The 22,943-nt window shown below is 66.4% G+C and carries 18 protein-coding genes, 1 tRNA gene and 1 other RNA gene; 4 read left to right on the plus strand and 16 right to left on the minus strand.

Annotated features, from left to right (window positions below):
- The first annotated feature begins 108 nt into the window (after positions 1-108).
- Complete coding sequence (locus N4G42_RS04040; RefSeq protein WP_260666258.1) at positions 109-1,452, plus strand: amidohydrolase; 1,344 nt, start codon at positions 109-111, stop codon at positions 1,450-1,452.
- A 34-nt stretch (positions 1,453-1,486) separates the two neighbouring features.
- Here the strand turns inward: N4G42_RS04040 and N4G42_RS04045 are convergent, their stop codons facing one another.
- The 10 genes from N4G42_RS04045 to N4G42_RS04090 all read right to left on the minus strand — a co-directional run bounded on the left by N4G42_RS04045 (position 1,487) and on the right by N4G42_RS04090 (position 12,335).
- Positions 1,487-3,205 carry an NAD(P)/FAD-dependent oxidoreductase gene (locus N4G42_RS04045; protein ID WP_260666259.1) on the minus strand — a complete coding sequence of 573 codons (1,719 nt, stop codon included), beginning with the start codon at positions 3,203-3,205 and terminating at the stop codon, positions 1,487-1,489.
- Positions 3,206-3,394: 189 nt separating this feature from the next.
- Complete coding sequence (locus tag N4G42_RS04050; RefSeq protein ID WP_260666260.1) at positions 3,395-4,423, minus strand: YbhN family protein; 1,029 nt, start codon at positions 4,421-4,423, stop codon at positions 3,395-3,397.
- Positions 4,424-4,440: 17 nt separating this feature from the next.
- On the minus strand, positions 4,441-5,673 hold the full coding sequence (gene clsB, locus N4G42_RS04055; RefSeq protein ID WP_260666261.1) for a cardiolipin synthase ClsB: 1,233 nt from the start codon (positions 5,671-5,673) through the stop codon (positions 4,441-4,443).
- Positions 5,670-6,443 (minus strand): endonuclease/exonuclease/phosphatase family protein, encoded by a 774-nt coding sequence (locus N4G42_RS04060; protein WP_056745297.1) that lies wholly within the window; start codon positions 6,441-6,443, stop codon positions 5,670-5,672. The genes clsB and N4G42_RS04060 overlap by 4 nt, the downstream gene beginning before the upstream one ends.
- Before the next feature lie 186 nt (positions 6,444-6,629).
- Complete coding sequence (cysK, locus tag N4G42_RS04065) at positions 6,630-7,547, minus strand: cysteine synthase A (protein ID WP_056059308.1); 918 nt, start codon at positions 7,545-7,547, stop codon at positions 6,630-6,632.
- 125 nt (positions 7,548-7,672) lie between these two features.
- Positions 7,673-8,740 (minus strand): RNA 3'-terminal phosphate cyclase, encoded by a 1,068-nt coding sequence (gene rtcA / locus N4G42_RS04070; protein ID WP_260666262.1) that lies wholly within the window; start codon positions 8,738-8,740, stop codon positions 7,673-7,675.
- Positions 8,737-9,960: an RtcB family protein gene (locus N4G42_RS04075; RefSeq protein WP_260666263.1), complete on the minus strand. Its 1,224-nt coding sequence runs from the start codon at positions 9,958-9,960 to the stop codon at positions 8,737-8,739. Before N4G42_RS04075 ends, rtcA begins: the two co-directional genes overlap by 4 nt.
- Before the next feature lie 54 nt (positions 9,961-10,014).
- Positions 10,015-10,827, minus strand: coding sequence for a hypothetical protein (locus N4G42_RS04080; protein WP_260666264.1), 813 nt, complete (start codon positions 10,825-10,827; stop codon positions 10,015-10,017).
- A gap of 9 nt (positions 10,828-10,836) precedes the next feature.
- Positions 10,837-11,970: a slipin family protein gene (locus N4G42_RS04085; protein ID WP_260666318.1), complete on the minus strand. Its 1,134-nt coding sequence runs from the start codon at positions 11,968-11,970 to the stop codon at positions 10,837-10,839.
- A gap of 301 nt (positions 11,971-12,271) precedes the next feature.
- Positions 12,272-12,335, minus strand: a tRNA-OTHER gene (locus N4G42_RS04090).
- Positions 12,336-12,685: 350 nt separating this feature from the next.
- Between N4G42_RS04090 and rtcR the strand changes: the two genes are divergently transcribed.
- The gene (gene rtcR, locus N4G42_RS04095; protein WP_260666265.1) at positions 12,686-14,320 is read left to right on the plus strand and encodes an RNA repair transcriptional activator RtcR; all 1,635 of its coding nucleotides are present in this window, start codon (positions 12,686-12,688) and stop codon (positions 14,318-14,320) included.
- 10 nt (positions 14,321-14,330) lie between these two features.
- Positions 14,331-14,670, plus strand: an RNA gene (gene rnpB, locus N4G42_RS04100) — RNase P RNA component class A.
- Positions 14,671-14,736: 66 nt separating this feature from the next.
- Here rnpB and N4G42_RS04105 read toward each other — a convergent pair.
- The 6 genes from N4G42_RS04105 to N4G42_RS04130 all read right to left on the minus strand — a co-directional run bounded on the left by N4G42_RS04105 (position 14,737) and on the right by N4G42_RS04130 (position 21,975).
- Complete coding sequence (locus N4G42_RS04105) at positions 14,737-15,960, minus strand: M48 family metallopeptidase (RefSeq protein WP_260666266.1); 1,224 nt, start codon at positions 15,958-15,960, stop codon at positions 14,737-14,739.
- 2 nt (positions 15,961-15,962) lie between these two features.
- Positions 15,963-17,228 carry a YjgN family protein gene (locus tag N4G42_RS04110; RefSeq protein WP_056059294.1) on the minus strand — a complete coding sequence of 422 codons (1,266 nt, stop codon included), beginning with the start codon at positions 17,226-17,228 and terminating at the stop codon, positions 15,963-15,965.
- A gap of 335 nt (positions 17,229-17,563) precedes the next feature.
- Positions 17,564-18,358 carry an rRNA pseudouridine synthase gene (locus N4G42_RS04115; RefSeq protein ID WP_056059291.1) on the minus strand — a complete coding sequence of 265 codons (795 nt, stop codon included), beginning with the start codon at positions 18,356-18,358 and terminating at the stop codon, positions 17,564-17,566.
- 31 nt (positions 18,359-18,389) lie between these two features.
- Complete coding sequence (locus N4G42_RS04120) at positions 18,390-20,087, minus strand: MBL fold metallo-hydrolase (protein ID WP_260666267.1); 1,698 nt, start codon at positions 20,085-20,087, stop codon at positions 18,390-18,392.
- 80 nt (positions 20,088-20,167) lie between these two features.
- Complete coding sequence (locus N4G42_RS04125) at positions 20,168-20,920, minus strand: Asp/Glu racemase (protein ID WP_313771897.1); 753 nt, start codon at positions 20,918-20,920, stop codon at positions 20,168-20,170.
- A 92-nt stretch (positions 20,921-21,012) separates the two neighbouring features.
- A complete protein-coding gene (locus tag N4G42_RS04130) occupies positions 21,013-21,975 on the minus strand; it encodes a Bug family tripartite tricarboxylate transporter substrate binding protein (protein ID WP_260666268.1) in 963 nt (320 codons plus the stop codon).
- A gap of 98 nt (positions 21,976-22,073) precedes the next feature.
- On the opposite strand from N4G42_RS04130, the gene N4G42_RS04135 reads away from it, so the two are divergent.
- On the plus strand, positions 22,074-22,943 hold the full coding sequence (locus N4G42_RS04135) for a LysR substrate-binding domain-containing protein (RefSeq protein ID WP_056745290.1): 870 nt from the start codon (positions 22,074-22,076) through the stop codon (positions 22,941-22,943).

The raw sequence follows: 22,943 nt of genomic DNA on the forward strand, positions 1-22,943 counted from the left end.
GTGGATGGCCATTCTCGCTTGTCTGCAGCGTGGGGTGGGCTCTTAGCATGAACGTGCGTTTTTTTGCCGCGTTCCCTTTTGTTTTCACTTCCTGCACGGATCTGTCTCATGCACAAACCCCTCTCTGCCATCTCGCTGGCCACCGGCCTGCTTCTCAGCGGGCTGACGTTCGCACCGTCCGCCCAGGCCCAGGCCCTGGACGCCGCCGGCCTGCAGGCCATCGATGCCGCCGTGACGGCCGTGGCGCCCAAGATGGTCAACTGGCGCCGCGACATCCATGCCCACCCCGAACTCTCGGGCCAGGAAGTGCGCACGGCCAAGCTCGTGGCCGAGCACCTGAAGAAGCTGGGCATGGACGTGCAGACCGGCGTGGGCGGCACCGGCGTGGTGGGCACGCTCAAGGGGGGCCTGCCCGGCAAGGTGGTGGCCCTGCGCGCTGACATGGATGCCCTGCCCGTGCCCGAGAACACCGGCCTGCCGTTTGCGAGCAAGGCCAAGGCCAACTACCTGGGCAAGGAAGTGCCCGTTATGCACGCCTGCGGCCATGACGCCCACACCGCCATGCTGATGGGCGCGGCCGAGGTGCTGGCGGGCATGAAGGCGCAGCTGCCGGGCACGATCAAGTTCATCTTCCAGCCCGCCGAAGAGGGCGCTCCCGTGGAGCCCGACGCCAACGGCAAGGTGCCCAGCTTCGGCGCCAAGGCCATGATCGAAGCCGGTGCGCTCAAGGACGTGCAGGCCATCTATGGGCTGCACATCACCTCCAACCTGCCTGGCGGCGTGGTGGGCTACCGCAGCGGCCCGCTGATGGCCGGTTCGGACAACATCACCATCCATGTGGAAGGGCGTGGCGGCCATGGCTCGTCGCCCTGGGCCGCCATCGACCCCATCGTGGCCGCCAGCCAGGTGGTGATGGGCCTGCAGACCGTGGTGAGCCGCCAGCTCAACATCAGCCAGGAACCGGCGGTGGTCACCATCGGCCAGATCCAGGGCGGCACCCGCTACAACATCATCCCCGACAAGGTGGAGATGATGGGCACGCTGCGCACCTTTGACGAAGACATGCGCCAGGAAGCGCTCAAGCGCATCACCACCACGGCCGAGTCGATTGCCGCCGCCAGCGGTGCCAAGGCCAGCGTGCGTTTTGGCCCCGTGGCCTACCCCGTGACCACCAACCCGGCGCCGCTCACGCAGGCCTCGCTGCCCGCGCTGAACCTGGCCATGGGCGGCAAGACCATGGTGATCCCGAAGGTGGCAGGGTCGGAGGACTTCTCGGAGTTCCAGAAGGTCGTGCCGGGCTTCTTCTACTTCCTGGGTGCGCCACCCAAGGGCAAGGATTTTGCCAAGGCCCCGCCCAACCACTCTGCGCTGTTCGACATCGACGAAGACCAGTTGCCCGTGGGCGCTCGCTCGCTGGCGGCGCTGGCCGTGGACTTTTTGCAGCGCAAGTAAGCGGTGCCCCGGGCCGGCACCGTCAGGAGGCAGGTCAGCCCGCTGCGCCCAGCAGACTCCGGGCCACGGCCTCGCCGACCTTGATGCCATCCACGCCGGCGGACAGAATGCCGCCCGCGTAGCTGGCGCCTTCGCCCGCCGGGTACAGACCCGGCGTGTTCAGGCTTTGCAAGTTGTCGCCACGGCCAATCTTGAGCGGCGACGAGGTGCGCGTCTCCACGCCGGTCAGCACCGCGTCGTGCATGTCAAAGCCCTTGATCTTGCGACCGAACACGGGCAGCGCCTCGCGCAGCGCCTCGATGGCATAGCCGGGCAGGGCGGCGTGCAGGTCGCCCAGGGCCACGCCGGGCTTGTACGAGGGCTCCACGCTGCCCAACTGGGTCGAAGGCTTGCCCGCAATGAACTCGCCCACCAGTTGGCCCGGTGCGCTGTAGTCGCGCCCGCCCAGCACAAAGGCGTTGGATTCGAGCTGGCGCTGCAGCACGCTGCCCGATAGCGGGTGGAACTGCCCGGCGGGCAGGGCCTCCACGCCGTAGGTCTGGCCCAGGTGGGTTTCAAACGCCTGCGCGTCCTGCGGGTAGTCGCGGGGGTCGATGCCCACCACCATGCCCGCGTTGGCATTGCGCTCGTTGCGCGAATACTGGCTCATGCCGTTGGTGACCACGCGGTTGGGCTCGCTGGTGGCGGCCACCACGGTGCCGCCGGGGCACATGCAGAAGCTGTACACCGCACGGCCGTTGGCGGCGTGGTGCACCAGCTTGTAGTCGGCCGCGCCCAGCAGCGGGTGGCCCGCGTGGCGGCCCCAGCGGGCGCGGTCGATCACGCCCTGTGGGTGCTCGATACGGAAACCGATGGAAAACGGCTTGGCCTCCATGGCCACGCCGCGCTGGTACAGCATGGCAAAGGTGTCGCGCGAGCTGTGGCCCAGGGCCATCACCACATGGTCGGCGCGCAGCTCGGTGGTCTCGCCCGTGGCCTGGTTCAGCACCTTCAGGCCGCGCAGGTGGCGCTGGTCGCCCTGGCCTTCGATGATCACGTCCGTCACGCGCTGCTCGAAGCGGATCTCGCCGCCCAGCGCAATGATCTGCTCGCGCAGGTTTTCCACCACCTTCACCAGCTTGAAGGTACCGATGTGCGGGTGGGCGACATACAGGATTTCTTCGGGCGCACCGGCTTTGACGAACTCGTTCATCACCTTGCGGCCCAGGTGACGCGGGTCCTTGATCTGGCTGTAGAGCTTGCCGTCGCTGAACGTGCCGGCGCCACCTTCGCCAAACTGCACGTTGCTTTCGGCGTGCAGCTCACGCTTGCGCCACAGGCCCCAGGTGTCCTTGGTACGTTCGCGCACGGTCTTGCCGCGCTCCAGCACGATGGGCTTGAAGCCCATCTGCGCCAGCACCAGCGCAGCAAAGATGCCGCAGGGGCCAAAGCCCACCACCACCGGGCGCAAGGGCAGCTCGGCAGGCGCCTGGCCCACGGGGTGCCAGGCCATGTCGGGCGTGGGCTGGATGTGCGGGTTGCCAGCGAACTTTGCGAGCAGCGCGGCTTCGCGCTCAGGCTGAGCCAGCGTGATGTCCACGATGTAGACCGCCAGCAGGTCGGCCTTGCGCGCGTCAAAGCTGCGCTTGAAGACGTGCAGGTGGGCAATGTCGGCGTCAGCCAGGCCCAGGATTTGGGCGGCAGCGGCGCGCAGGGGCGCCTCGGGGGCTTCGGCCACGGTGAACGGCAGCCGGATTTCGGAGAGTCGGATCATGGTCTTGCGGGCCCGTGTCGATCGGGCGAAAAGCAATGGCGTGGGGCCGGGATGATACGGGGTCCGCGCAGCGGGCGGAACCCCTGTCGGACCGAGTTACCGGGGTATCGGGCGGCAGGGTTATATAAAAATGATAGCAACAAGGCCAATATGCACTAGCGCATCTGGCACTTTTGGCTGAAATTCTGACTACGGAGTGCGCTGCATGCCTTGCGCAGGCCCCTGGCGCCAGCGCAGCTCGGCCACACCCAGCGCCACGGCGGCCAGCACCAACGGCCCAAAGTAGTACAGCGCCCGGTAGGCCAGCAGTGCAGCCAGCACCTGTTCCTGCCCCAATGCGTGGGTGGCCAGCAGCGCTACGCCCACGGCCTCCAGCACACCCAGGCCTGCAGGCACGCGCAGCACCAGCCCGGCCACGGCCCCCAGCAGCACGGTGGCCAGGGCGGCGGGGTAGGGCACCTGGTGTTGCAGCACCGTCCACAGCGCGGCGCCCATCAGCATCCAGTTGGCGGCCGATGCCGCGATTTGCCACAGTGCGACGGGCCAGTGCGGCAGCGGAAACGCATGGCCGCGCAGCGTGAGCGCGCGGCCCCTGCGCACCGCGCACAGTGCCAGGTAGGCCAGCGGCAGGCCGCCCAGTACCGTACCGCCCAAGTGCCATTGCCAGGGCGCTACCGTCCACCCGGCCACTGCCGGGGGCTGCCACAACCATGACAGCACGCCTGCCAGCATCAGGTAGCCCACCCAGTTGGTCACGATGCTGGTGCCCACCACCTGGCCGATGGTGCCGGGGTCCACGCCGCGCCGGTCGTACAGCCGGTAGCGCACGCCCACGCCGCCAATCAGCGAGCCCAGGTTGAGCGTGAACGGGTAGCTCGTCATGGCAATGGCCAGGGTGGTGCCGCGCGGCAGGCGGTGGCCGCTGCAATGGCGGCCCACCCAGTCAAAGCTGCCGTAGGTAAAGTGGCTCAGCAGCGCCAGTGCGCCGCCCAGCGCCAGTGCGGCGGTGGGCAGATCGCGCAGCGCCTGCAGCACGGCGGGCCAGTCCACCGTGCGCGCCTGCCGAAAGATCAGCGCGGCTACCGCCGCAAAGAAGGCGATGGCGACCCCCCGCGTGAGCCAGGGCCACCAGGCCTGCTGCGGCCAGTGGCGCCAGCTACTGGTGGTGTGCCGGTTGCGGCCCACCGGGGTGTCCGCGTGCAGCGTGGGGGTGGCCATCGTGTGTGCCCGCCGGTTCAGGTGGCGGGGCTGCCTGCGGGCTCTGCGGCGCCCGGGTTGGCGAGCGTGATGTGGGGCTCGTGCCGGGGCAGCCAGCCCGCCCAGGCGGGGAACCAGCGCAGCAGGTGAAACACCGCATAGCTGCGCAGTAGGCGCAGGCCGTTCCAGCGGCTGGGCGCGGTGGCTTCGACCTGCTTGCAGCTGTGCTCCATCAGGTGCGACAGGCGGCGGTGCAGGTGGGCGTTGAAGGCGCGGTCCTGGATGATCACGTTGGCCTCCAGGTTCAGCGACAGGCTCAGCGGGTCGAGGTTGCTGGAGCCCACGGTGGACCAGTCCTCGTCCACCAGCGCCACTTTGCCGTGCAGCGGGCGGTCGCAGTATTCGTACACCCGCACGCCTGCGCGCTGCAGGTGGTCGTACAGCAGGCTGGCTGCCGTCTTCACGATGGGCATGTCGGGCTGGCCTTGCAGGATGATGCGCACATCCACACCCCGTTTCGCGGCGCGCCGCATCTCGCGGATGAACCGGTAACCCGGGAAGAAGTAGGCGTTGGCAATCACCACCCGGCTGCGCGCTGCGCGCAGGGCCACGCGGTAGTGGCGCTCGATGTCGTTGGTGTGCTGCTGGTTGTCGCGTGTCACGAACATGGCATGGGCCGTGCCCGCGTGCGGGCGCCCGGTGATGCCTGCGGCCTGGTGGCGCTTGCGGTCCTGGCGGCTGAGCACGGCCTCGCGGGTGAAGTGGTGCATCTGCGCCACGATGGGGCCGCGCACCTGCACGGCATAGTCCTGCTTGGCTTCGGGGCCAAAGTCGGCCACATGGTCGGCCGAGTAGTTGATGCCACCAATGAACCCCAGGTGCCCGTCCACCACCACGATCTTGCGATGCATGCGGCGCAGCAGGTTCAGCCGCTGGCCCAGGAAACGGCGGCCCGGGTCAAAGATGCGAAAGTGCACGCCGGCCTCCACCAGGCTGCCGACAAACTGGTCCGACAGATCGGGCGAGCCAAAGCCGTCCACCAGCACATGCACCTCCACGCCCCGCCGGGCGGCCGCCAGCAAAGCGGCGTGCAGCTGTTGGCCGATCTTGTCCTCGAACAGGATGAAGGTTTCCAGCATGACCTCGCGCCGTGCTTCGGCAATGGCCTGGAACACGCGGGGAAAGAACTCCTCGCCGTTTTCGAGCAACTCGAAATGGTTGCCGGGCACCCAGCGGGACGAGCGTGGCGCGCGGAAGGTAGGGCGTTTCATAGCAGGATCTCCGCAGCCAGGGGCGCATGGTCCGAGAGCTTGTCCCAGGGTTTCTTGGGCAATGCCAATGGCGAGTGCACGGTCGCGTTGCGCACGTAAATGCGGTCCAGCGCCAGCAGCGGCATCGCCGCCGGAAACGTGCGCACCGCTCGGCCAAACGCCTGCACAAAGACTTCCTGCAATCCCGCCTCGTGCTGAAGCACCCGGTGGGCACGGTGGCGCCAGTCGTTGAAGTCGCCCGCCAGCACCACAGGCTCGTGGGCGGGAAAGCTGTTGACCAGATCGCACACGCGGCGCAGCTGGTGCTGCCGGTGCGACTCCTGCAGGCCCAGGTGCACACATACGGCATGCACCGGCAGGTGGTGCCCGGGGGGCTGCAGCACACAGTGCAGCATGCCGCGCCGTTCGGGCCCGCTCACCGAGATGTCGTGGTTCTCGTAATGCGTGATCGGAAACTTGGACAACAACGCATTGCCATGGTCGCCGTTGTCATACACCGCATTTCGGCCGTAGGCGTATTGCGACCAGATGGTGTCGGCCAGAAACTCGTAGTGCGGAACCTGCGGAAAGTTGGCGAACCGGCTGGCGTGCCGGTGGTGCGTGCCCAGCACCTCCTGCAAGAACACCAGGTCGGCCGCCACGTCGCGCACGGCCTCGCGCAGCTCGTGCAGCATGAAGCGCCGGTTGAAGGTGGTGAAGCCCTTGTGCACGTTCACGGTGAGCACCTTGAACGCAATAGGCTGGGAGTCTGTCGCGGAGTTCGGGGCCATGGGCAGTTGCAATCGTTGGGAGGGGCTCCGGCGAAATCACCGCAGAGGTGGGCCGGTGCGAACACTGATTGTTCTGGCCTGCGTGCCCCGCCGCTGTAGGACGGCTGGCCGTGGCTTTGTGCTGCGCAGCCCAAAAAAAAGGGCCCCGAAGGGCCCTGGTGTGAGTGCGCTGCGTGCCAGCGGCCATCAGGCCGGCAGGAAACCTTCCACCGACAGGTAGCGCTCGCCCGTGTCGTAGTTGAAGCCCAGCACCTTGGCGCCTGCGGGCAGCTCGGGCAGCTTCTGGGCAATGGCGGCCAAGGTGGCGCCGGACGAGATGCCCACCAGGATGCCCTCTTCGCGCGCAGAGCGGCGGGCGTATTCGCGGGCCGGTTCGGCATCGACCTGGATCACTCCGTCGAGCAGGCTGGTGTCGAGGTTCTTGGGGATGAACCCCGCGCCAATGCCCTGGATGGGGTGGGGCGACGGCGCGCCGCCCGAGATCACCGGCGAGGCCGTGGGCTCCACCGCAAACACCTTGAGTTGGGGGAACTTGGCTTTGAGCACCCGCGCCACGCCCGTGATGTGGCCACCCGTGCCCACCCCCGTGATCAGCACATCAATGCCGTCGGGGAAATCTGCCAGGATCTCCTGCGCCGTGGTGCGCACATGGATGTCGATGTTGGCGGGGTTCTCGAACTGCTGCGGAATCCACGAGCCAGGCGTCTGCGCCTGCAGCTCTTGCGCGCGGGCGATGGCACCCTTCATGCCTTTTTCGCGCGGGGTCAGGTCGAACTGCGCGCCATAGGCCAGCATCAGGCGGCGGCGTTCGATGCTCATGCTGTCGGGCATCACGAGGACGAGCTTGTAGCCCTTGACGGCCGCCACCAGCGCCAGTCCAATGCCGGTGTTGCCCGAGGTGGGCTCGATGATGGTGCCGCCGGGCTTGAGCGCGCCCGATTTCTCGGCGTCTTCCACCATCGCCAGCGCAATGCGGTCCTTGATGGAGCCGCCGGGGTTGCTGCGCTCCGACTTCACCCACACATTGGCGCCTGGGCCGAACAGGCGGTTGATGCGCACGTGGGGCGTGTTGCCAATGGTCTGAAGAATGTTGTCAACTTTCATGGCGTCTCCTGTGAGGTGTCGGATGGGTCAAAGGGAAGGGGTGTGGTGCGCATTCTGAACCACTTGTTCTACGGCCCTGGTCATATGGATATAGCCAGGGTATGGGTCCATGCCGCGCTGGCCCTTCAGGGCACGGGAGATATCTCAACGTGCATTGCATCCTCTGAGGGGGTGATCTGAACCTCAACCGGCAAGCCTAGCGCGATGGTCTGCGCATTGGTAACCGTGTGCTGCGTAACCTTGGTGCAGGTGTAGCGCGCGGCCTGCCCACTGCGCCACACAGACAGAGCCAGCGGCAGCATCCACTGGTCCGCCAGGTGCGGGCCCAGCGCGCCGGTGCTGCGCTGGTAGGCGCGCACCTCGTCCACCAGCCGCTTGGCCACCTGCTCGGCCGACAGGCTGCGCTCGCCCAACTGGCAAAACACCTCGGTCACCTGCGCATACTCCAGCGTGGCGATCAGCGCATTGCCCGGGCCCTCGTTCTGGCGTGTGGATGGCTGGCGCAGTTGGCCGGCCTCGAACGTCCACCCCATGCGCTGGCCCAGCGCCTCCAGCTCCCGCGTCGCTATGTGGCGCGCCAGGCCGGGTGCCAGTGCCTCGCCCCAGCCGTTTTGCAGCGGGCCGCGCTCCAGCACATCCACCGGCGCCAGCGGCTGCGTGGTGGCGGTGGCGGGCACGATGTGCGCCACCAGCTCGCCGCCCCCGGCGGGGTAGAAGCCCCGCCGCTGCAATTGCAACTCCAGCCCCACACCCAGCCGCCGCACCAGCGGCGCAAAGGCGCGTTCCAGAAAATCAAACGGCGGCGCCATCGGGTTGTGCGTGCCACCCGACAGCTCGACCTTGCTCGGGCCATCGGCCAGCATCAGCGCGGGCAGCACCGTCTGCAGCACCAGCAGGCAACTGCCTGCCGTCGCGATCTGAAAACGGTAATCACCTGCACGCACGTTGCCGGGTGTGAACACCAGCGTTTGCGAATTCAGCTCCGCGCCTTCGGCCTGCCCGCCGCACACGGCCACCGCCGCTTGCACGCAGGCCAGGTGCTGGCGCATCAGCCCCGGCTTGGGCCGCCCCGCACGGATGCGCGTGATGTGCAGTGGGCGGCCGGTGACCATGGACAGGGCCAGGCCGGTGCGCAGGATCTGGCCGCCGCCTTCGCCAGTGGAGCCGTCTAAGTCCAGTTGCTGCACGTTCATCCCTTCACGCACACGACTTGCTTGAGCGTGTAAACCACCTCCACCAGGTCTTCCTGCGCCGCCATCACCGCGTCGATGTTCTTGTACGCCATCGGAATCTCGTCAATGACATCCGCGTCCTTGCGGCATTCCACGCCTTCGGTCGCCTTGATCTGGTCTTCGACCGTGAACAGCTTCTTGGCCTTGGTGCGGCTCATGGTGCGGCCTGCGCCGTGGCTGCAGCTGTTAAAGCTCTCAGGGTTGCCTTTTCCGCGCACGATGAAGCTCTTGGCCCCCATGCTCCCAGGGATGATCCCCAGCTTGCCTTGCTCGGCACTCACCGCGCCCTTGCGGGTCACGAACACGTCTTGCCCGAAGTGCGTTTCGCGCTGCACGTAGTTGTGGTGGCAGTTCACCGCCTCAATGTGCGTCTCGAATGGCTTGGTGATGACTTTTCGCAGCGCTGCAATCACGCGGCCCATCATCACCTCGCGGTTGGCGGCGGCGAATTTCTGCGCCCACCCCACGGCCTTCACGTAGTCGCCGAAGTACTGCGCGCCTTCTTCGAAGTACGCCAGGTCCTTGTCCGGCAGGTTGCGCTGGTTCATCTCGGCGTCCTTCTTTGCCAGCTCGATGAAGTGGGTGCCGATGGCGTTCCCCACCCCACGCGAGCCCGAGTGCAGCATCACCCACACGGACTGGTGTTCGTCCAGGCAGATCTCGATGAAGTGGTTGCCCGTTCCGAGCGTTCCCAGGTGCTTGTAGTTGTTCGTGTTTTTGATGCGCGGGTGCGCTTCGCAAATCTCATCGAACTCATCCACCAGCGCTGCCCAGGCGCGGTCGGTCTCGGCGGGCGGCGTATCCCAGCTTCCCTTGTCGCGGCCGAAACGCTTGGGGGTCATCCCCACGGGCACGGCGCGTTCAATGGCGGTGCGCACGCCAGCGAGGTTATTGGGCAGGTCGCTGGCCGTGAGCGTGGTCTTGCACGCCATCATTCCGCACCCCAGGTCCACCCCCACCGCAGCGGGGATGATGGCTTTGAGGGTGGGCACCACCGAGCCGATGGTCGCGCCGATCCCCAGGTGCACATCGGGCATCACCGCCACGTGCTTGAACACGATGGGCAGGCGGGCAATGTTGCGCAGCTGGTTCCTGGCTTCTTCTTCCACGGGCACGCCGTTCGTCCACATCTTCACGGGCACACCGTTCGGGATTTCGAGTTGTTCGTAGTTATCGGCCATGGTTCTTTTCTCGTTGTTTCTTTGTTGTGTTGTTCGCTTTTAGGGCGACGGGCGTTATGCGGTCATCGCGTCAAAAACTGCGCTGATCCGCTCCGGGAGCGGGTAGCGCTGATGGTCCACGGCCCCCGCTGGCAACCAGGAACTGGTGGGGCCTGTGTCCACCAGGCGCATGAGCTTTTCCGCCCAACGTGCCTTGGTGGCGGGCCTGTTCAGCCATTCCTCCATGGTGCGTTTGTATTCGGCCTGGTCAGCGGCAAACGCATTGCCCATCTGGTTGGCATTCCACACATAGTCCCAATAGCACGCGTCCACAAAGTGCAGGGTCGATGCGTCGCTGTCGCTATCGAGCCAGTGCTCTAGCAAGGGCTCCAGCGGCACGCGGGCATAGGCCCACATGAGCAAGATGGTGAAGGCGTTATCCCACTGGAAAAGCGAATCGCTGCCCGCAGGCCATTGCTCCAAGCCTTGTGCAAAGTACGCCAGCGCAAAGCCCTGCAGCGCAGCCTGTTCTGTCGCTGAAAAGGAGCCGGGCTCGCACCGCCCCAAGCGGTCCAGGTACAGCTCGGTGGAGTGGTGCAACCGGGCGCCTTCGGCCAGCAGTTCCAGCAGCCGTGGGGCCAGGTATTTGATTTCATCCGCAGGCTGCACCTGGCTCTTGGCCGAATCGTTGTATTGGTAGAAGTGCTTCTCGGTCAGTTGGGGCATCGGCAGGTGGCTCATTTGCAGCGCCAGGTCAGCATCCATGCAGCAGGCAGTGCAGACATCCAGGGTGCCCACCTCTGGTGCGCTGTATTTGGCAAATGCCTGGTAGACCGCCTGTGTGGCTGCTTCCAGCGGTGTGGTTACAGGTGTCGGTTGCTTCTTCATAGGGTTCTTTCATCTCATCTTCACCAGGCCATTGAGCACCTGGTCCAGGCCGCCAAAAACCGAGATCTTGTCGATGCGTTCAGCCACGCGCTCCAGCGTCTCCAGCTCCTTCATGCGCAGGGCGACAGGGTTGTCCTCTATCACTTTCGCGGTGTTGAGCAGCGAGCGCGTGGCGGCAGTTTCCTCGCGGCGGCGGATCACGTTGGCCTCGGCCTGCTTCTGTGCCTGCACCACCTGGGTCAGGATGGTCTTCATCTCGCCCGGCAGCACGATGTCCTTCACGCCCACGCTTTCCAGCTGCATGCCGTAGGGCAACAGCTTGGCGGCCATGTGTGCGGTCACCACGTCGTCGATCACCGTCTTGTTCTCCAGCAGCTCGTCGAGCGTGCGGGTGCCCACGGCGGCGCGCAGCGCAAACTGCAGCTCGCGGTACAGGTGGTCGGCAGGCTTTTGCAACTGGGCAAAGGCGCGCAGCACATCGGTGTAGCGGTAGGTGGCGCACAGGTTCAGGCGCAGGCTTACCTTGTCGCGGGTCATGATGTCCTGGCCCGATACCTCCACGGCTTGCAGGCGCAAATCCACCATCTCCACGGCCACGGTGCGGCCGTACTTCCAGAAGGCGTAGGTGCCAGCCGTGAGCAGGCGCTCCACCTTGTCGTCCACCGTCAACAGCGCGCACTGGCCCTCGGGCACCTGCACCTGCAGCACACCGGCCAAGCCGGTCACGCTGCGCTGGCGCAGCTGGGTTTGCGTCAATCGTGCCACCAGTGCGGTGGGTAACTCAGCGCCCGCTTGCAGGTCCACCACTTGCACGCTCACATCCACCAAACCTTTCCAATAAAGGCGGCGAGTGCCGGGGGGCAGGATCTCGACCAGCACGCCGTTTTCGCTGCGCAAGCCCACTTCGGTTTCCGACAGGCTCACCTGCACAAACTCGGCGGCCACCACCGCGGGCTCTTGCGCCATCAGGTACTCGGCCAGGCCGTGGGTGAAGGCGGGTTGTTCCAGGGCGAAGGTCTCCACGCGCAACTGGTCGGTGCCCGAAAACAGCCAGTAGGTGCCGCTGCGCAGCACGCGGTCAAAGCTGCCGTTGCGCAGCAGTAGGGCGCGTTCGTTTTTCTTGACGGTGGCGCGTTGGAACATCTTCGTCAGCATCTCTTTTTCCTCTCTCTTCTTCGTTGTCGTATCGGGTTGCCGTTACAGCGATGGCGGGGTGCCAGGGGGTGCAGCCTGGGCCGTGCAGTGCGCCGTGGTGGCTGCCCCCATCCCCAGCGGGAATGGCGGCAGCGCGGCTGGCTGCGGGCGCGGGCTGTGCCGGGTGCTGGCACAAACCGCCACCGGCTGACGGGGTGAATCCCTTGCGGTCGCTGCGCAACCTCGGGGCCTCTCCCCGCGTTCGGCGGGTGGTCTTTCGACCGGTACAAAGTTCCAGCCTTGCGGCCGGAGTAATGGGCAGGAGTCGAACCTGCTACAGACCTCTTGCGAGGTTGCTCTACCAATGAGCTACCAAAGGTGGCAAGCCGGGAGTCGAACCCGGCATCTCCTCTTGCGAGGCGTCACCAAGACCTTGCCAATACCCAGCGTTGGCGATGTGCGGCATGCAGAACATCAACAGAACCCGAAGGCCCCGGACGCCCGGCACCGGTGGGGCGAACATTTGTCCTAACCCCAGCCTGTGAGCGGTCACCGCTTGCGCTGGATGCTTCTTCTATTGCCAGATGTGTGCCAGTTTGTGATGAGTGGTATTCAACTTGCGCAAGCTGTTGATTTGTATGGTGATATTTTGTTTTACGAAATTGGTGTGGTATGCGCTTATCGGAATAACTAGAATGAAAGCTAGTTAAATAGATAAAATTGAATGCGCAAAAACAAGGTGGTCATGGGGTTCCTTGGCACCCAGCTGGACTCCGGCCGGGGCGCGGGGCGGTGGGAGAAGTGGCGCCCCACCGTATCGCTGGTGCAGCATGAGGACGTGGTGATCGAGCGGCTGGAGCTGCTCTACACACCACCGCACCGCGAGCTGGCCCATCAGGTGCGCGCTGACATGGCGACTGCCTCGCCCGAGACCACGGTGAACCTGGTGCCGATGCCCATTGCCGACCCGTGGGACTTTGGCGAGGTCTATGCCCAGCTGTACGACTGGACGCAGGCCTACCGCTTTGACACCGAGCGCGAAGAGTACTGGACGCACATCACCACCGGCACGCACGTCGCGCAGATCTGCCTGTTCCTGCTGGTGGAGTCGCGCCGCATTCCGGGTGTGCTGGTGCAGACCTCTCCGCCCAAGCGCCAGCAGATGGGCAACCCTGGCAGCTACACGCTGATCGACCTGGACCTCTCGCGCTACGACGTGATCGCGCAGCGCTTCGGCGCGGAGCAGCAGGATGCGGTGCAGTTCCTCAAAAGCGGCATTGCCACGCGCAATGCGCGCTTCAACGCGCTGATCGACGAGGTGGAGCGGGTGGCGGTGCGCTCGCGCGCGCCCATCCTGTTCACGGGGCCCACGGGTGCAGGCAAGTCGCACCTGGCGCGGCGCATGTATGAGCTGAAAAAATCCCGCCACCAGGTCGAGGGCGAATTTGTGGAGGTGAACTGCGCCACGCTGCATGGCGACGGTGCGGCGTCCACGCTGTTCGGCCACAAGAAAGGTGCCTTTACTGGCGCTGCGGCCGACCGTGCGGGTTTGCTGCGTACTGCGCACAAGGGCGTCCTGTTTCTGGACGAGATTGGTGAGCTGGGCCCGGACGAGCAGGCCATGCTGCTCAAGGCCGTGGAGGAAAAACGCTTCTACCCCCTGGGCAGCGACCGCGAGGTGGAGAGCGACTTTCAACTGGTGGCTGGCACCAACCGTGACCTGCGCACCGAGGTGGCGGCAGGGCGCTTTCGTGAGGACCTGTTTGCGCGTATCAACCTCTGGAGCTATGTGCTGCCGGGCCTGGCCCAGCGACCCGAAGACATCGAGCCCAATGTGGAGCACCTGCTGGTTCGTGCGGGCACGGAACTGGGACGCAGCGTGCGCTTTTCCAACGAAGCGCGCGCCGCCTACCTGCGCTATGCCCAGTCGCCCGAAGCGTTGTGGACCGGCAATTTCCGCGACCTCTCGGCCAGCGTGACACGCCTGGCCACGCTGGCTGACAGCGGTCGCATCGGCCTGCCCCTGGTCGAGGCCGAGATCGCCCGCCTGCGCTGGCTGTGGCAGCCCGCCAGCGATGCGCGCAACGGGCTGGCATCTGCAACAGGGACGGTGGGACGCGACGAACTCGCGGCCCTGCTGGGCGACGAGGCGGTGGAATCCATGGACATCTTCGACCAGCTCCAACTGGCGGCGGTGCTGCAGGTCTGCCGCCAGTCGCGCACGCTGTCGGACGCCGGGCGCCTGCTGTTCCAGGCCTCGCGCACGCAGCGCACGGTGGTCAATGACGCGGACCGGCTGCGCAAGTATCTTGTGCGCTTTGGTCTGGACTGGGATCGCGTCGCGGCCGCTGGGCGATAATCCCACCCGTGAAGCACGCCAGACCGCCGCTGGTGCAATCTGGGAAACCAGGCACTGGAGGAACGTCCGGACTGCACAGGACAGCGTAGCAGCTAACGGCTGCCCACCGTGAGGTGAGGATCAGAGCAACAGAGACGAGTCCCGGGGGAGTGCCGCAAGGTAGACCACTGGGGGTGAAACGGGCAATCTCTACGCGCAGCAATACCAAGTAGGCCAACGTTGATGTGGTTCCGCAGAGTTGGCGGGTAGGTAGCACCGAGCCGTGGTGGCGACACCCGGCCCAGATTAATGGCGGTCACACTGCGGGCAACCGTGGTGCACAGAATCCGGCTTATCGGCGCGCTTCACACTTTATTTCCACCCCGACTCGCCAAGGGTCGTGTGGTGAGCACGCCGCCCCTGTGGCGCGGCTGTGTTCAGTTTTTTGCGCAATGGGGTGCTTGCCCCCGCTCCAGCTCTGTCGCACGCTCCACCGTGTCGGGGTGGCTGCTCAGCAGCGACCAGACAGGGTGCGAGCCGATCTCCTGAGCCGCCTTGCGCTGGCGCGCTGCATCGGGTGTGCTGGCCCCGGAGGAGGGCGCCGATGCTGCGGCGGTCGGGCCCTTGCCCTGGTCCTTTTTCCGGGTCTCTTCGTTGTCCTCATCGCGCGCAATCGCCAGCAGCAGCTGGCCCATGGGCGCAGTGGGCAGTGCGGCGTGGCGCATGACGGCGATGGCGTAGCAGTCTGCCTCGCGCTCATGGCTGCGGCTGTAGGCCAGGCCGGTCAGCAAGGATGCACCCGTAGAGACGATGCCAGACACATCGCCCAGCGCCAGCCCCAGGCCCATGTTGAGTACGCCCTGCTGCACCACCATGCGCGTAGTGTGGCGCTGCACCACGTGGCCGACCTCGTGGGCCAGCACGCCCACCAATGCGTTGTCGTCCAGGCCCTTGTCGGCCGCTGCCTTCACGATGCCGTCGGTCATCACGATTTTGCCGCCTGGCAGCGCAAAGGCATTGGCGCCCATGCCGGATCGGAACTCCAGGGACAAAGGCGGCCGGTAGCCGGAGTAACGCTGCAGGCCAGGGGGCGTTTGCTGCACCAGGGCGTCAAAACGCGCCTTGAGCTGGTCTTGTCGGGCCGAAGGCAGCTTGCTGGGCTTCAGGGTGCCGTTGTCCATCTGCTGGAGCACGTTCTCGGCCACGCTGGCCTCCCAGCTGATGGGCACAAACCGCGTGAGCTGCGTGGCCGCCCAGGGTGTGCCGTAGCGGTAAAACAGCGTGAGGCCGATGACGGCGGCAGCCGTCACGCCCAGCAGCACGGGCCAGCGGGTCTGCATGCGTTGTGCGATGCCGGGGCGCTCGCCTGCAGCAGCCAGGGCGGCGCGCCATTCGGTCACGGCATCGATCTCCACGCTGCCATGGTCGCGCAGATCGACGACCACGCGGGGTTGCGGCTTGCGCTCGTTCCAGGCCTCGGGCCAGCCCACCTGTTTCCAGGCAAAGACCACAGGCTCGGGCCCGGGTTGCGAGAGCGGGTGCAGCACCAAGGAGGGGCCTTGCGGCGTGGGTCGCAGGCTCACCACCACGGGCCGGGCCTTGCTGCTCTGGCCATCGAACCAGCGCCCGGGGACGAGGGCTGGGTGCGCAGATGCCGACATGTTCAACCGATAAGGTCGAGGCCAGCCGCATCCGCCAGCGCATCGCCCAGGCCCCCCTGCTGCTGGCGCACCATGGCACCGGTCACCTGCTCCACGCCGCCCTTGACGTGCAGGGTGACGGACTCGCACTTCATGCGGTATTCGCTGACCCGCGCAAACGGGCGGTACAGCCCCAGCGTCAGCAGGGTAAGCAGCATGTTCTTGATGCGCAGCCATACGTAGCGGCCGCTCTTGAGGTGGCACTTGAAGCGGGCCACGTGGCTCACGCCGATGTTGTTCCACATCAGCTGGAACATGCGCGCTTCGCGGTATGCGCGGGCCGGTGCCGACGCCAGGATCAGCATGAAGATGCCCGCGATGATGGACACGATGATCACCACAAACATCCACAGGCCCAGGCGGTCGCTCTGGCTGGCCACCAGGGCGATCGAGCTGCCTGCGAGGATGCCGATCAGCGCCGAGAACCCCACCACGCACAGGATGAACACAGCCACGGTGGCCATCCACACCTTGACGAAGTCCATGTACACGGGCTTCCAGCGGCCTCGCTCGGCGCCCACCTGGGCCTTGAGCACCAAGAGGCTCTTGAAGTTGTATTCGGTGCGGATCACGCACAGCACCGACAGCACCAGGCCCAGCAGTACCAAGCCGCCCATGGCGGGCGTGAAGCGGGGCATGGGTTGTTTCTTGCCCTCTTCTTCGATGGCCTCCAGTGCCTGGGCCAGGTCGGGCGACAGCAGCTGCAGACCATAAAACACGCCAAACCACACCAGCGCCAGCGCAAACACAGGCCAGCTGGCGATGTAGACCTCTTTCCAGCTGGCAGTGAACTGCAGTCGCAGCCCGCGCCACCGCGTGGCCCCCAGGCGAAACCGCATGGCGCTGGCCCAGATGAAGGGCGCCAGCGCCGCGCCCGCCAGCAGGAACAGGCCCACCGCCGTGTCTTGCCCGGTGTTGGCGGCCAGGTTGTAGGCAATGGTCAGCAGCATCAGCAGCACAAAGCCCATCACCATCTTGCGCTGCTGCGCGGTGAATTCGAGGGGGCTGCCGGCCACCAGCGTGTGGCTGTAGAAATACTGGGCGGTGCGGCGGCGCGCCCACGGGGTGTAGATGCCCAGCGTGACGATGGACAGCAGCACGTTGACGATCCAGACCCGGAAATACTCACCCCCGCTGCCCGTGAACTCGAGCGGGTGGGCATCGATGTTCATCGGCATGAAGGTGGACATCGGCCCCGCAGCGCCGCCAGACGATTGGTTTGTGTTCATGAACTCCCTCCAGAGTGCTGCGCAGTGTAGCAGCGGTGCGGATCGAAGGAATTCAAATGAAAAAGGCTTGAAGCGCTTGTTGTAAAAGCGCTGGTAGCTATGTTTTCAGGAGCATATGTGCTTGACTTGTCCGGTGCGCATCGGCAAGGCGCCGCTGGGCCCGCAAGCCCTTAGGGCAACGCTGAACAAGTCCCTCGCGCACCGCGCACCCCTGCTTTGGGCGGTCTGCCGCGTTGCAAATCCTCGCGATAGCTACGGCTATCGCTGTGGTTTGCGCCTTGCATCCCATCCCAAATCAGGGCGCGCGCCACTGCGGGGACTTATTCAACGTTGCCTTAGAACTTCTCCCAAGGCTGCAGGTAGCGCCACTGCCCCTCGGGCACCTTGGCCAGCGGCACGCGGCCGATGCGGATGCGCTTCATGCCCACCACCGTCAGGCCCACCGCTTCGCACATGGCCGGGATCTGGCCGGGGCGGATGCCCTTGAGCGCAAAGCGCAGCTTGGTTTCGTTCTGCCAGCTCACCTTGATGGGGGGCAGGGGGCGGCCATTGAACGTGAGGCCATGGCACAGGCGCTGCAGGCCATTGGGCGCGATGTCGCCCTTGACCTCGACGATGCACTCCTGCTCCAGCGACTCGATGTCTTCGGCCAGCTTGCGCGCGATGCGCTTGTCTTGCGTGTACACCACGAGGCCGCTGGCCTCGGTGGGCAGCGGGGTGAAGCATTCGAGCTGCTTGAAGTGGCGCTGCAGCACGCGGATGCCCGAGGCGTCTTCCGGCAGGTGGGACGCCGCGCTGAGCAGTGTGAGCGCCTGTTGCGCACCCTGGCTGCGGCTGGCGTGGGCCGCCTGCCCGGTGGGGGCGCCTGGCAGGCCCAGGCCGGCTTCAAACCCTGCGGGCTTGTGCAGCAGCAAGGTCACTGGGGTCAGTTCCAGCAGGCTGGCATCGGGTGCGACCGCCACGGTCTGATCGGGGCGCACGCGCGCGCCGGGGGCTTCCTCGATCTGGCCGTCCACGCTCACAAAGCCGCCCTCGATGAATTGCTCGGCCGTGCTGCGCGAGCAGCTCAGCTGCTCGGCCACGCGTTTGGCCAGGCGGATGTGGGTGGGGTCGGGGTTCTTGTCGGTCATTGAATGAAGGCGGTGTTGGTGTTCTTGTGGCTCAGTTGTTGCCGGGTTGCAGCGAGCGAATGCGCTCCACATGCGCCAGCAGCGAGCGCTGGGCCACGGGCCACATGCGCTGCGGTACGTCGTCATAGGCGTGGCGCACCCAGTCGTCCATGCTGCCCTGGGGCAGCGCCTGCATGGCGGCCAGTACCTTGGCCTCGCGCGCCAGGCGGTGGGCCCTGAGCTTGGCGATGGCATTGCGGGCACCGAGGACCGGGCCCCCCAGCACGTAGCCATGCGCGGGCAGGATGAACTCCACGCTGTGCTCGGCGCAGACCGCATCCAGCCGGTCCAGCGAATCCAGGTAGTCGGCCATGTTGCCGTCCGGCGGGTCGATCACCGTGGTGCTGCCGTTCAGGATGTGGTCACCACTGAACAGCAGCGCGTCTTCCACCAGCAGCAGGCACAGGTGGTTGGCCGCATGGCCTGGGGTGTGGATGACCTGCAGGGTATGGGTGATTTTGCCTTCAGGTGCTAGTCCCTCAAGCACGAGTAGCTCATTATTTTGTAGCGCCCGGTCGGGAGTGAACTGGCTGGCCGCGCGGGCCGTGGGGGCCGACGGCAGGCCCAGAACGGGCGGGCGCGCCTTGCCGGCCTGCACACACATCGCCTGCAGCGGCGCCGCGCCGGGAGAGTGGTCGGCGTGCGAGTGGGTGCACACAATCATGCGGATGTCGCCCCCTGCGGCACGCCAGAGCTTGTCCAGGTGCTCGGCGTCGGCCGGGCCAGGGTCGATGGCGATGAAGCCCGTGGCCGGGTCGCCCACCAGATAGCTATTGGTGCCAGGGCCGGTCATCACGCCGGGGTTGGGGGCGGTCAGGCGCATCACGTTGCGCAGCAGCGGCACGGGGCGCTCGGTCTGCCAGTCCAGTGGGTGCACGATCTGCCCGTCGGGGCAGACCAGCGCCAGCTCGCCAAACGGCATGTCGTCCTCCATGTAGCGCGCTTCCTTGCCTGCCAGCAGGCCGGCGCGCGGGCAGCTGACCCACAGGGGCTGCTCGTGCGCCACGGCGTCCAGCACCGCCTGGGTGCTGGCAAATTGGGCCAGGCGCTGCAGCGTGCGGATGGTCGGGAAGATCATGAAGAACTGCCCCGCCTCGTGCCGCGCCAGCGCGTCGGCAGGGCGCACCCACACGGGCTCGAACTGCTCTGCCTCGTCGGCCACGGGCTCCTGGCCCTCGGGCATGCGGGCCACCAGAAAGGGCACTTCAAAGCGGCGCGCCAGGTCACGGTCGGCCGTCCAGTGGGCCAGCAGGTACACCCCGTCGGCCGCCAGGCGCAGTCCGCGTGCGGCGCACTGGGCGGCAAACGGCTTGTGGCGGTCGATGGCGGCAATGTCCTGCGCATCGGCCATCTGCCCTTGGCGGGGGCCTTCTGTATGGCGCGCCAGCAATACGCCCAGCTCTTCAAAACTCTCGCGGATGGCGGCAATCGCCTGGGTGAGGTGCTGGTCGCTTTGGGTGGGGCGGCGGTCGGCGGCGGCGTGCGTCGCGGGTGCTGCATCCAGCGCATCAATGCCACCGCCGGGGAACACATACGCGCCAGGCGCAAAACTGGCCGTGGCCGAGCGCCGGGTCATGAGGACTTCGAGCCCGCCGCCGCCAGGCACATCGCGCAGCAGCAGCACGGTGGCAGCGGGGCGGGTGGCTACCGGTTCTCGGTGGGGGTGGAGTTGTTGGCTGGAGCGGGGCATCGGGCCATTATCCGGCGTTGCCCTGCAGCCTGCCCGCCAGCTGCTTTCGTCAACGGACCGGCCTCTTGCCCTTGGGGAGGTCAGTAGGCGCCAGAGAGCAGGGCCCCTGCGTTGGGTACCCGCGTTTCCAGCCCCAGGCGCTTGAGCATCGCCCAGGTGGTGCAGGCTGCAGCGGACACGACAGGAATGCCCAACTGGTCCTGTGCCATCTGCACGGACGCCAGCGAGGGCATCTGCACGCAGGCCGAGATCACCACCACGTCCACGCCGCGGGTGTCCAACCGTTGCACCAGCTGGGCCGGGGCGGCGGGGTCCTGCGCGCCCACCTGCAGGTTGTCGGCAATTTCCAGCGACAGGCTGTCGTGCACGGCAATGCCCTCGTGCTCGATGTAGTCCACCACCAGTTGGGTCAGCGGCTTCATATAGGGCGTGAGCACCGACACCTTCTTCGCGCCCATGGCCTTGAGCCCTTCGGCCAGCGCGCCTGCGCTGGACACCACGGGCGCGGGCTTGCCATTGGCCACGGTGACCTCATGCAGCCGCTTTTCGGATGCGCGGTGGTAGCCCAGGCCCATGCTCATGATGGCCACGAGGCAGGCATAGCCCATCACGTCCATCTTGCCGTCCGACAGCTCCAGCGCGCAGCGGTCGGAGTCGCGGTCCATCGCGGCCAGCTCTTCCTTGGTGACCTTTTGCATGCGCATGCGGCTGGCGTGGAAGCTGAAGCGCTCGGGCAGGATCTGCTCGCGGGCGCGCAGCATGGCCGGGATCTCGGTCTCCATGGTGGTGTTGGAGCTGGGCACGATCTGCCCGATGCGGTAGGTGCGTTGCATGGTGGTCTTTCAGGAGTCAATGGGCAAAGCGCTGCCCGCCCGGCGCGCGGAGCGCCGGAAATGGGATCGCGCAGGGGATGTCTGTGGGCCGGTCAGTCGGCCTTGATACCGGCGGCCTTGATGGTCTTGGCCCAGTAGGCGGTTTCGGTCTTCACCAGCTCACCGAGGGCGTCGGGCGGCAGGTAGCGCAGTTCGATGCCGGCCGCGTCGGCGCGCTGGCGCGTCTCGGGCATGTCCAGCGCCTTCTTCACATCGGCCGTGAGCTTGGCCACCACGGCGGGTGGCGTGGCGGCCGGGGCGAACAGGCCCACCCAGGCTTCGAGCTTGAAGTCGGGCATGCCGGCCTCGGCCACGGTGGGCACGTTGGGCAGGCCCGGATGGCGCTTGGTGCCGGTGACGGCAAAGGCCTTGAGCTTGCCGCTGACCACATGCTGCATGACCGACGGTGGCGTGGTGATGAACACCTGCACCTGGCCTGCCAGCACATCGGCCACCGCTGGGCCCGAGCCACGGTAGGGGATGTGGGTCATGAAGGTGCCGCTTTGCTGCTTGAAGATCTCGGTGCCGATGTGCGACAGCGAGCCGTTGCCCTGCGAGGCGTAGTTCACCTTGCCCGGGTTGGCCTTGAGGTACGCGATGAATTCCTTGAGGTTGTTGGCTGGCACCGAGGGGTGAGCGGCAATCACGTTGGTGGCCACGGTGAGCAGCGCGACGGGGGCGAAGTCCTTGGCATCCCAGGGCAGGCTGGGGGTGAGGGCCGGGTTGCCCACGTGGTAGGCCGAGTACGAGATCAGCAGGTTGTAGCCATCGGGTTTTGCGCGGGCCACGGCGCCGTAGGCCACGTTGCCGCTGCCGCCCGCCTTGTTGTCGATCACCACCGGCTGGCCGATCACGCGCGCCAACGGCTCGTTGAGCAGGCGGGCCGAGGTGTCCACCACGCCGCCGGGCGGGTTGGGCACGGTGAGCGTGATGGCCTTGCTGGGGTAGTTGTCTTGCGCCATGGCCAGGCCCGAGAGGGCCAGCGTGGCAGCCAGCAGGCTGTGCTTGATCGTCATGTTCGTCTCCACCAGATGTTGTAGTGAAGGTATTGTGGAAACAAGCGAATCAGCAGTCCAATATATTGTTGGTCTTGATCAAGACCTGAAAAGTATCAATGGAACTGCGCCACCTGCGTTACTTCGTCGCCCTGGCGGAAGAGCTGAGCTTCACACGCGCCGCGCAGCGCCTGCATGTCTCGCAGCCGCCGCTGAGTCTGCAGATCGCCCAGCTGGAACAAGAACTGGGCGCCCAGCTTTTCGTGCGCACCAGCCGGCGTGTGGAGTTGACGCTGGCAGGCCAGGCCTATCTGGTGGATGCACGCGCGGTGCTGGAGCGGCTGGACACGGCGCGCCAGCGGGTGGCGGCCATTGGCCAGGGGCAGGCGGGGCGCATTGAAGTGGGGCTGTCGGGCTCGCACTTCCTCGGGCCGTTTCCGGCGGCGCTGGCGCGCTACCGGCAAAGCCATCCGGGCGTGGATGTGGTGCTGCACGAGATGCAGCCTTCGCTGCAGCAGGCGGCCCTGCGCGACAAACGCATCGATGTGGGCATCTCGCGCACGGCCGTCAACGACGACCAGCTCGCCAGCACCCTGCTGTGGCCCGACCCTGTGGTGGCGGCTTTGCCGCCCGGCCACCCGCTGGCGGCGCGCAAGGCACTGGCCTTGAAGGACCTGCGCAGCGAGGCCTTCGTGATGCTGCGCCGCGATTCATCCGCCCATGCCGAGCACATGGTGCAGTGCTGCGTGCAGGCCGGCTTTGCGCCCCAGGTGGCGCAGACCACGGTGGAGCTGGCGGCCGTGCTGAGCCTGGTGGCGGCCGGGCTGGGCGTGGCCCTGGTGCCGTCGTCCCTGGGCATGCTGTTCGGGCCGCGCGTGGTGTTCAAGCCCCTGGGCGCCAAAGCGCCGCGCGCCGATGTGCATGCGGTGCAGCGGCGCGACGACCTGCTGGGCGTGGTGCCGGCTTTCGTGCGGGTGATGGCGGGCTGA

The organism is Acidovorax sp. K2F, from assembly GCF_025246485.1.
Taxonomy (GTDB): domain Bacteria; phylum Pseudomonadota; class Gammaproteobacteria; order Burkholderiales; family Burkholderiaceae_C; genus Acidovorax; species Acidovorax delafieldii.

Coding starts and splice junctions, on each gene's coding strand:
- N4G42_RS04130 (WP_260666268.1), bottom strand. CDS start 21,975: ATGACGATCAAGCACAGCCTGCTGGCTGCCACGCTGGCCCTCTCGGGC.
- N4G42_RS04045 (WP_260666259.1), bottom strand. CDS start 3,205: ATGATCCGACTCTCCGAAATCCGGCTGCCGTTCACCGTGGCCGAAGCC.
- cysK (WP_056059308.1), bottom strand. CDS start 7,547: ATGAAAGTTGACAACATTCTTCAGACCATTGGCAACACGCCCCACGTG.
- N4G42_RS04050 (WP_260666260.1), bottom strand. CDS start 4,423: ATGGCCACCCCCACGCTGCACGCGGACACCCCGGTGGGCCGCAACCGG.
- N4G42_RS04060 (WP_056745297.1), bottom strand. CDS start 6,443: ATGGCCCCGAACTCCGCGACAGACTCCCAGCCTATTGCGTTCAAGGTG.
- N4G42_RS04110 (WP_056059294.1), bottom strand. CDS start 17,228: ATGAACACAAACCAATCGTCTGGCGGCGCTGCGGGGCCGATGTCCACC.
- N4G42_RS04075 (WP_260666263.1), bottom strand. CDS start 9,960: ATGGCCGATAACTACGAACAACTCGAAATCCCGAACGGTGTGCCCGTG.
- N4G42_RS04040 (WP_260666258.1), top strand. CDS start 109: ATGCACAAACCCCTCTCTGCCATCTCGCTGGCCACCGGCCTGCTTCTC.
- N4G42_RS04125 (WP_313771897.1), bottom strand. CDS start 20,920: ATGCAACGCACCTACCGCATCGGGCAGATCGTGCCCAGCTCCAACACC.
- rtcR (WP_260666265.1), top strand. CDS start 12,686: ATGCGCAAAAACAAGGTGGTCATGGGGTTCCTTGGCACCCAGCTGGAC.
- rtcA (WP_260666262.1), bottom strand. CDS start 8,740: ATGAACGTGCAGCAACTGGACTTAGACGGCTCCACTGGCGAAGGCGGC.
- N4G42_RS04115 (WP_056059291.1), bottom strand. CDS start 18,358: ATGACCGACAAGAACCCCGACCCCACCCACATCCGCCTGGCCAAACGC.
- N4G42_RS04080 (WP_260666264.1), bottom strand. CDS start 10,827: ATGAAGAAGCAACCGACACCTGTAACCACACCGCTGGAAGCAGCCACA.
- N4G42_RS04120 (WP_260666267.1), bottom strand. CDS start 20,087: ATGCCCCGCTCCAGCCAACAACTCCACCCCCACCGAGAACCGGTAGCC.
- N4G42_RS04085 (WP_260666318.1), bottom strand. CDS start 11,970: ATGTTCCAACGCGCCACCGTCAAGAAAAACGAACGCGCCCTACTGCTG.
- N4G42_RS04105 (WP_260666266.1), bottom strand. CDS start 15,960: ATGTCGGCATCTGCGCACCCAGCCCTCGTCCCCGGGCGCTGGTTCGAT.
- clsB (WP_260666261.1), bottom strand. CDS start 5,673: ATGAAACGCCCTACCTTCCGCGCGCCACGCTCGTCCCGCTGGGTGCCC.
- N4G42_RS04135 (WP_056745290.1), top strand. CDS start 22,074: ATGGAACTGCGCCACCTGCGTTACTTCGTCGCCCTGGCGGAAGAGCTG.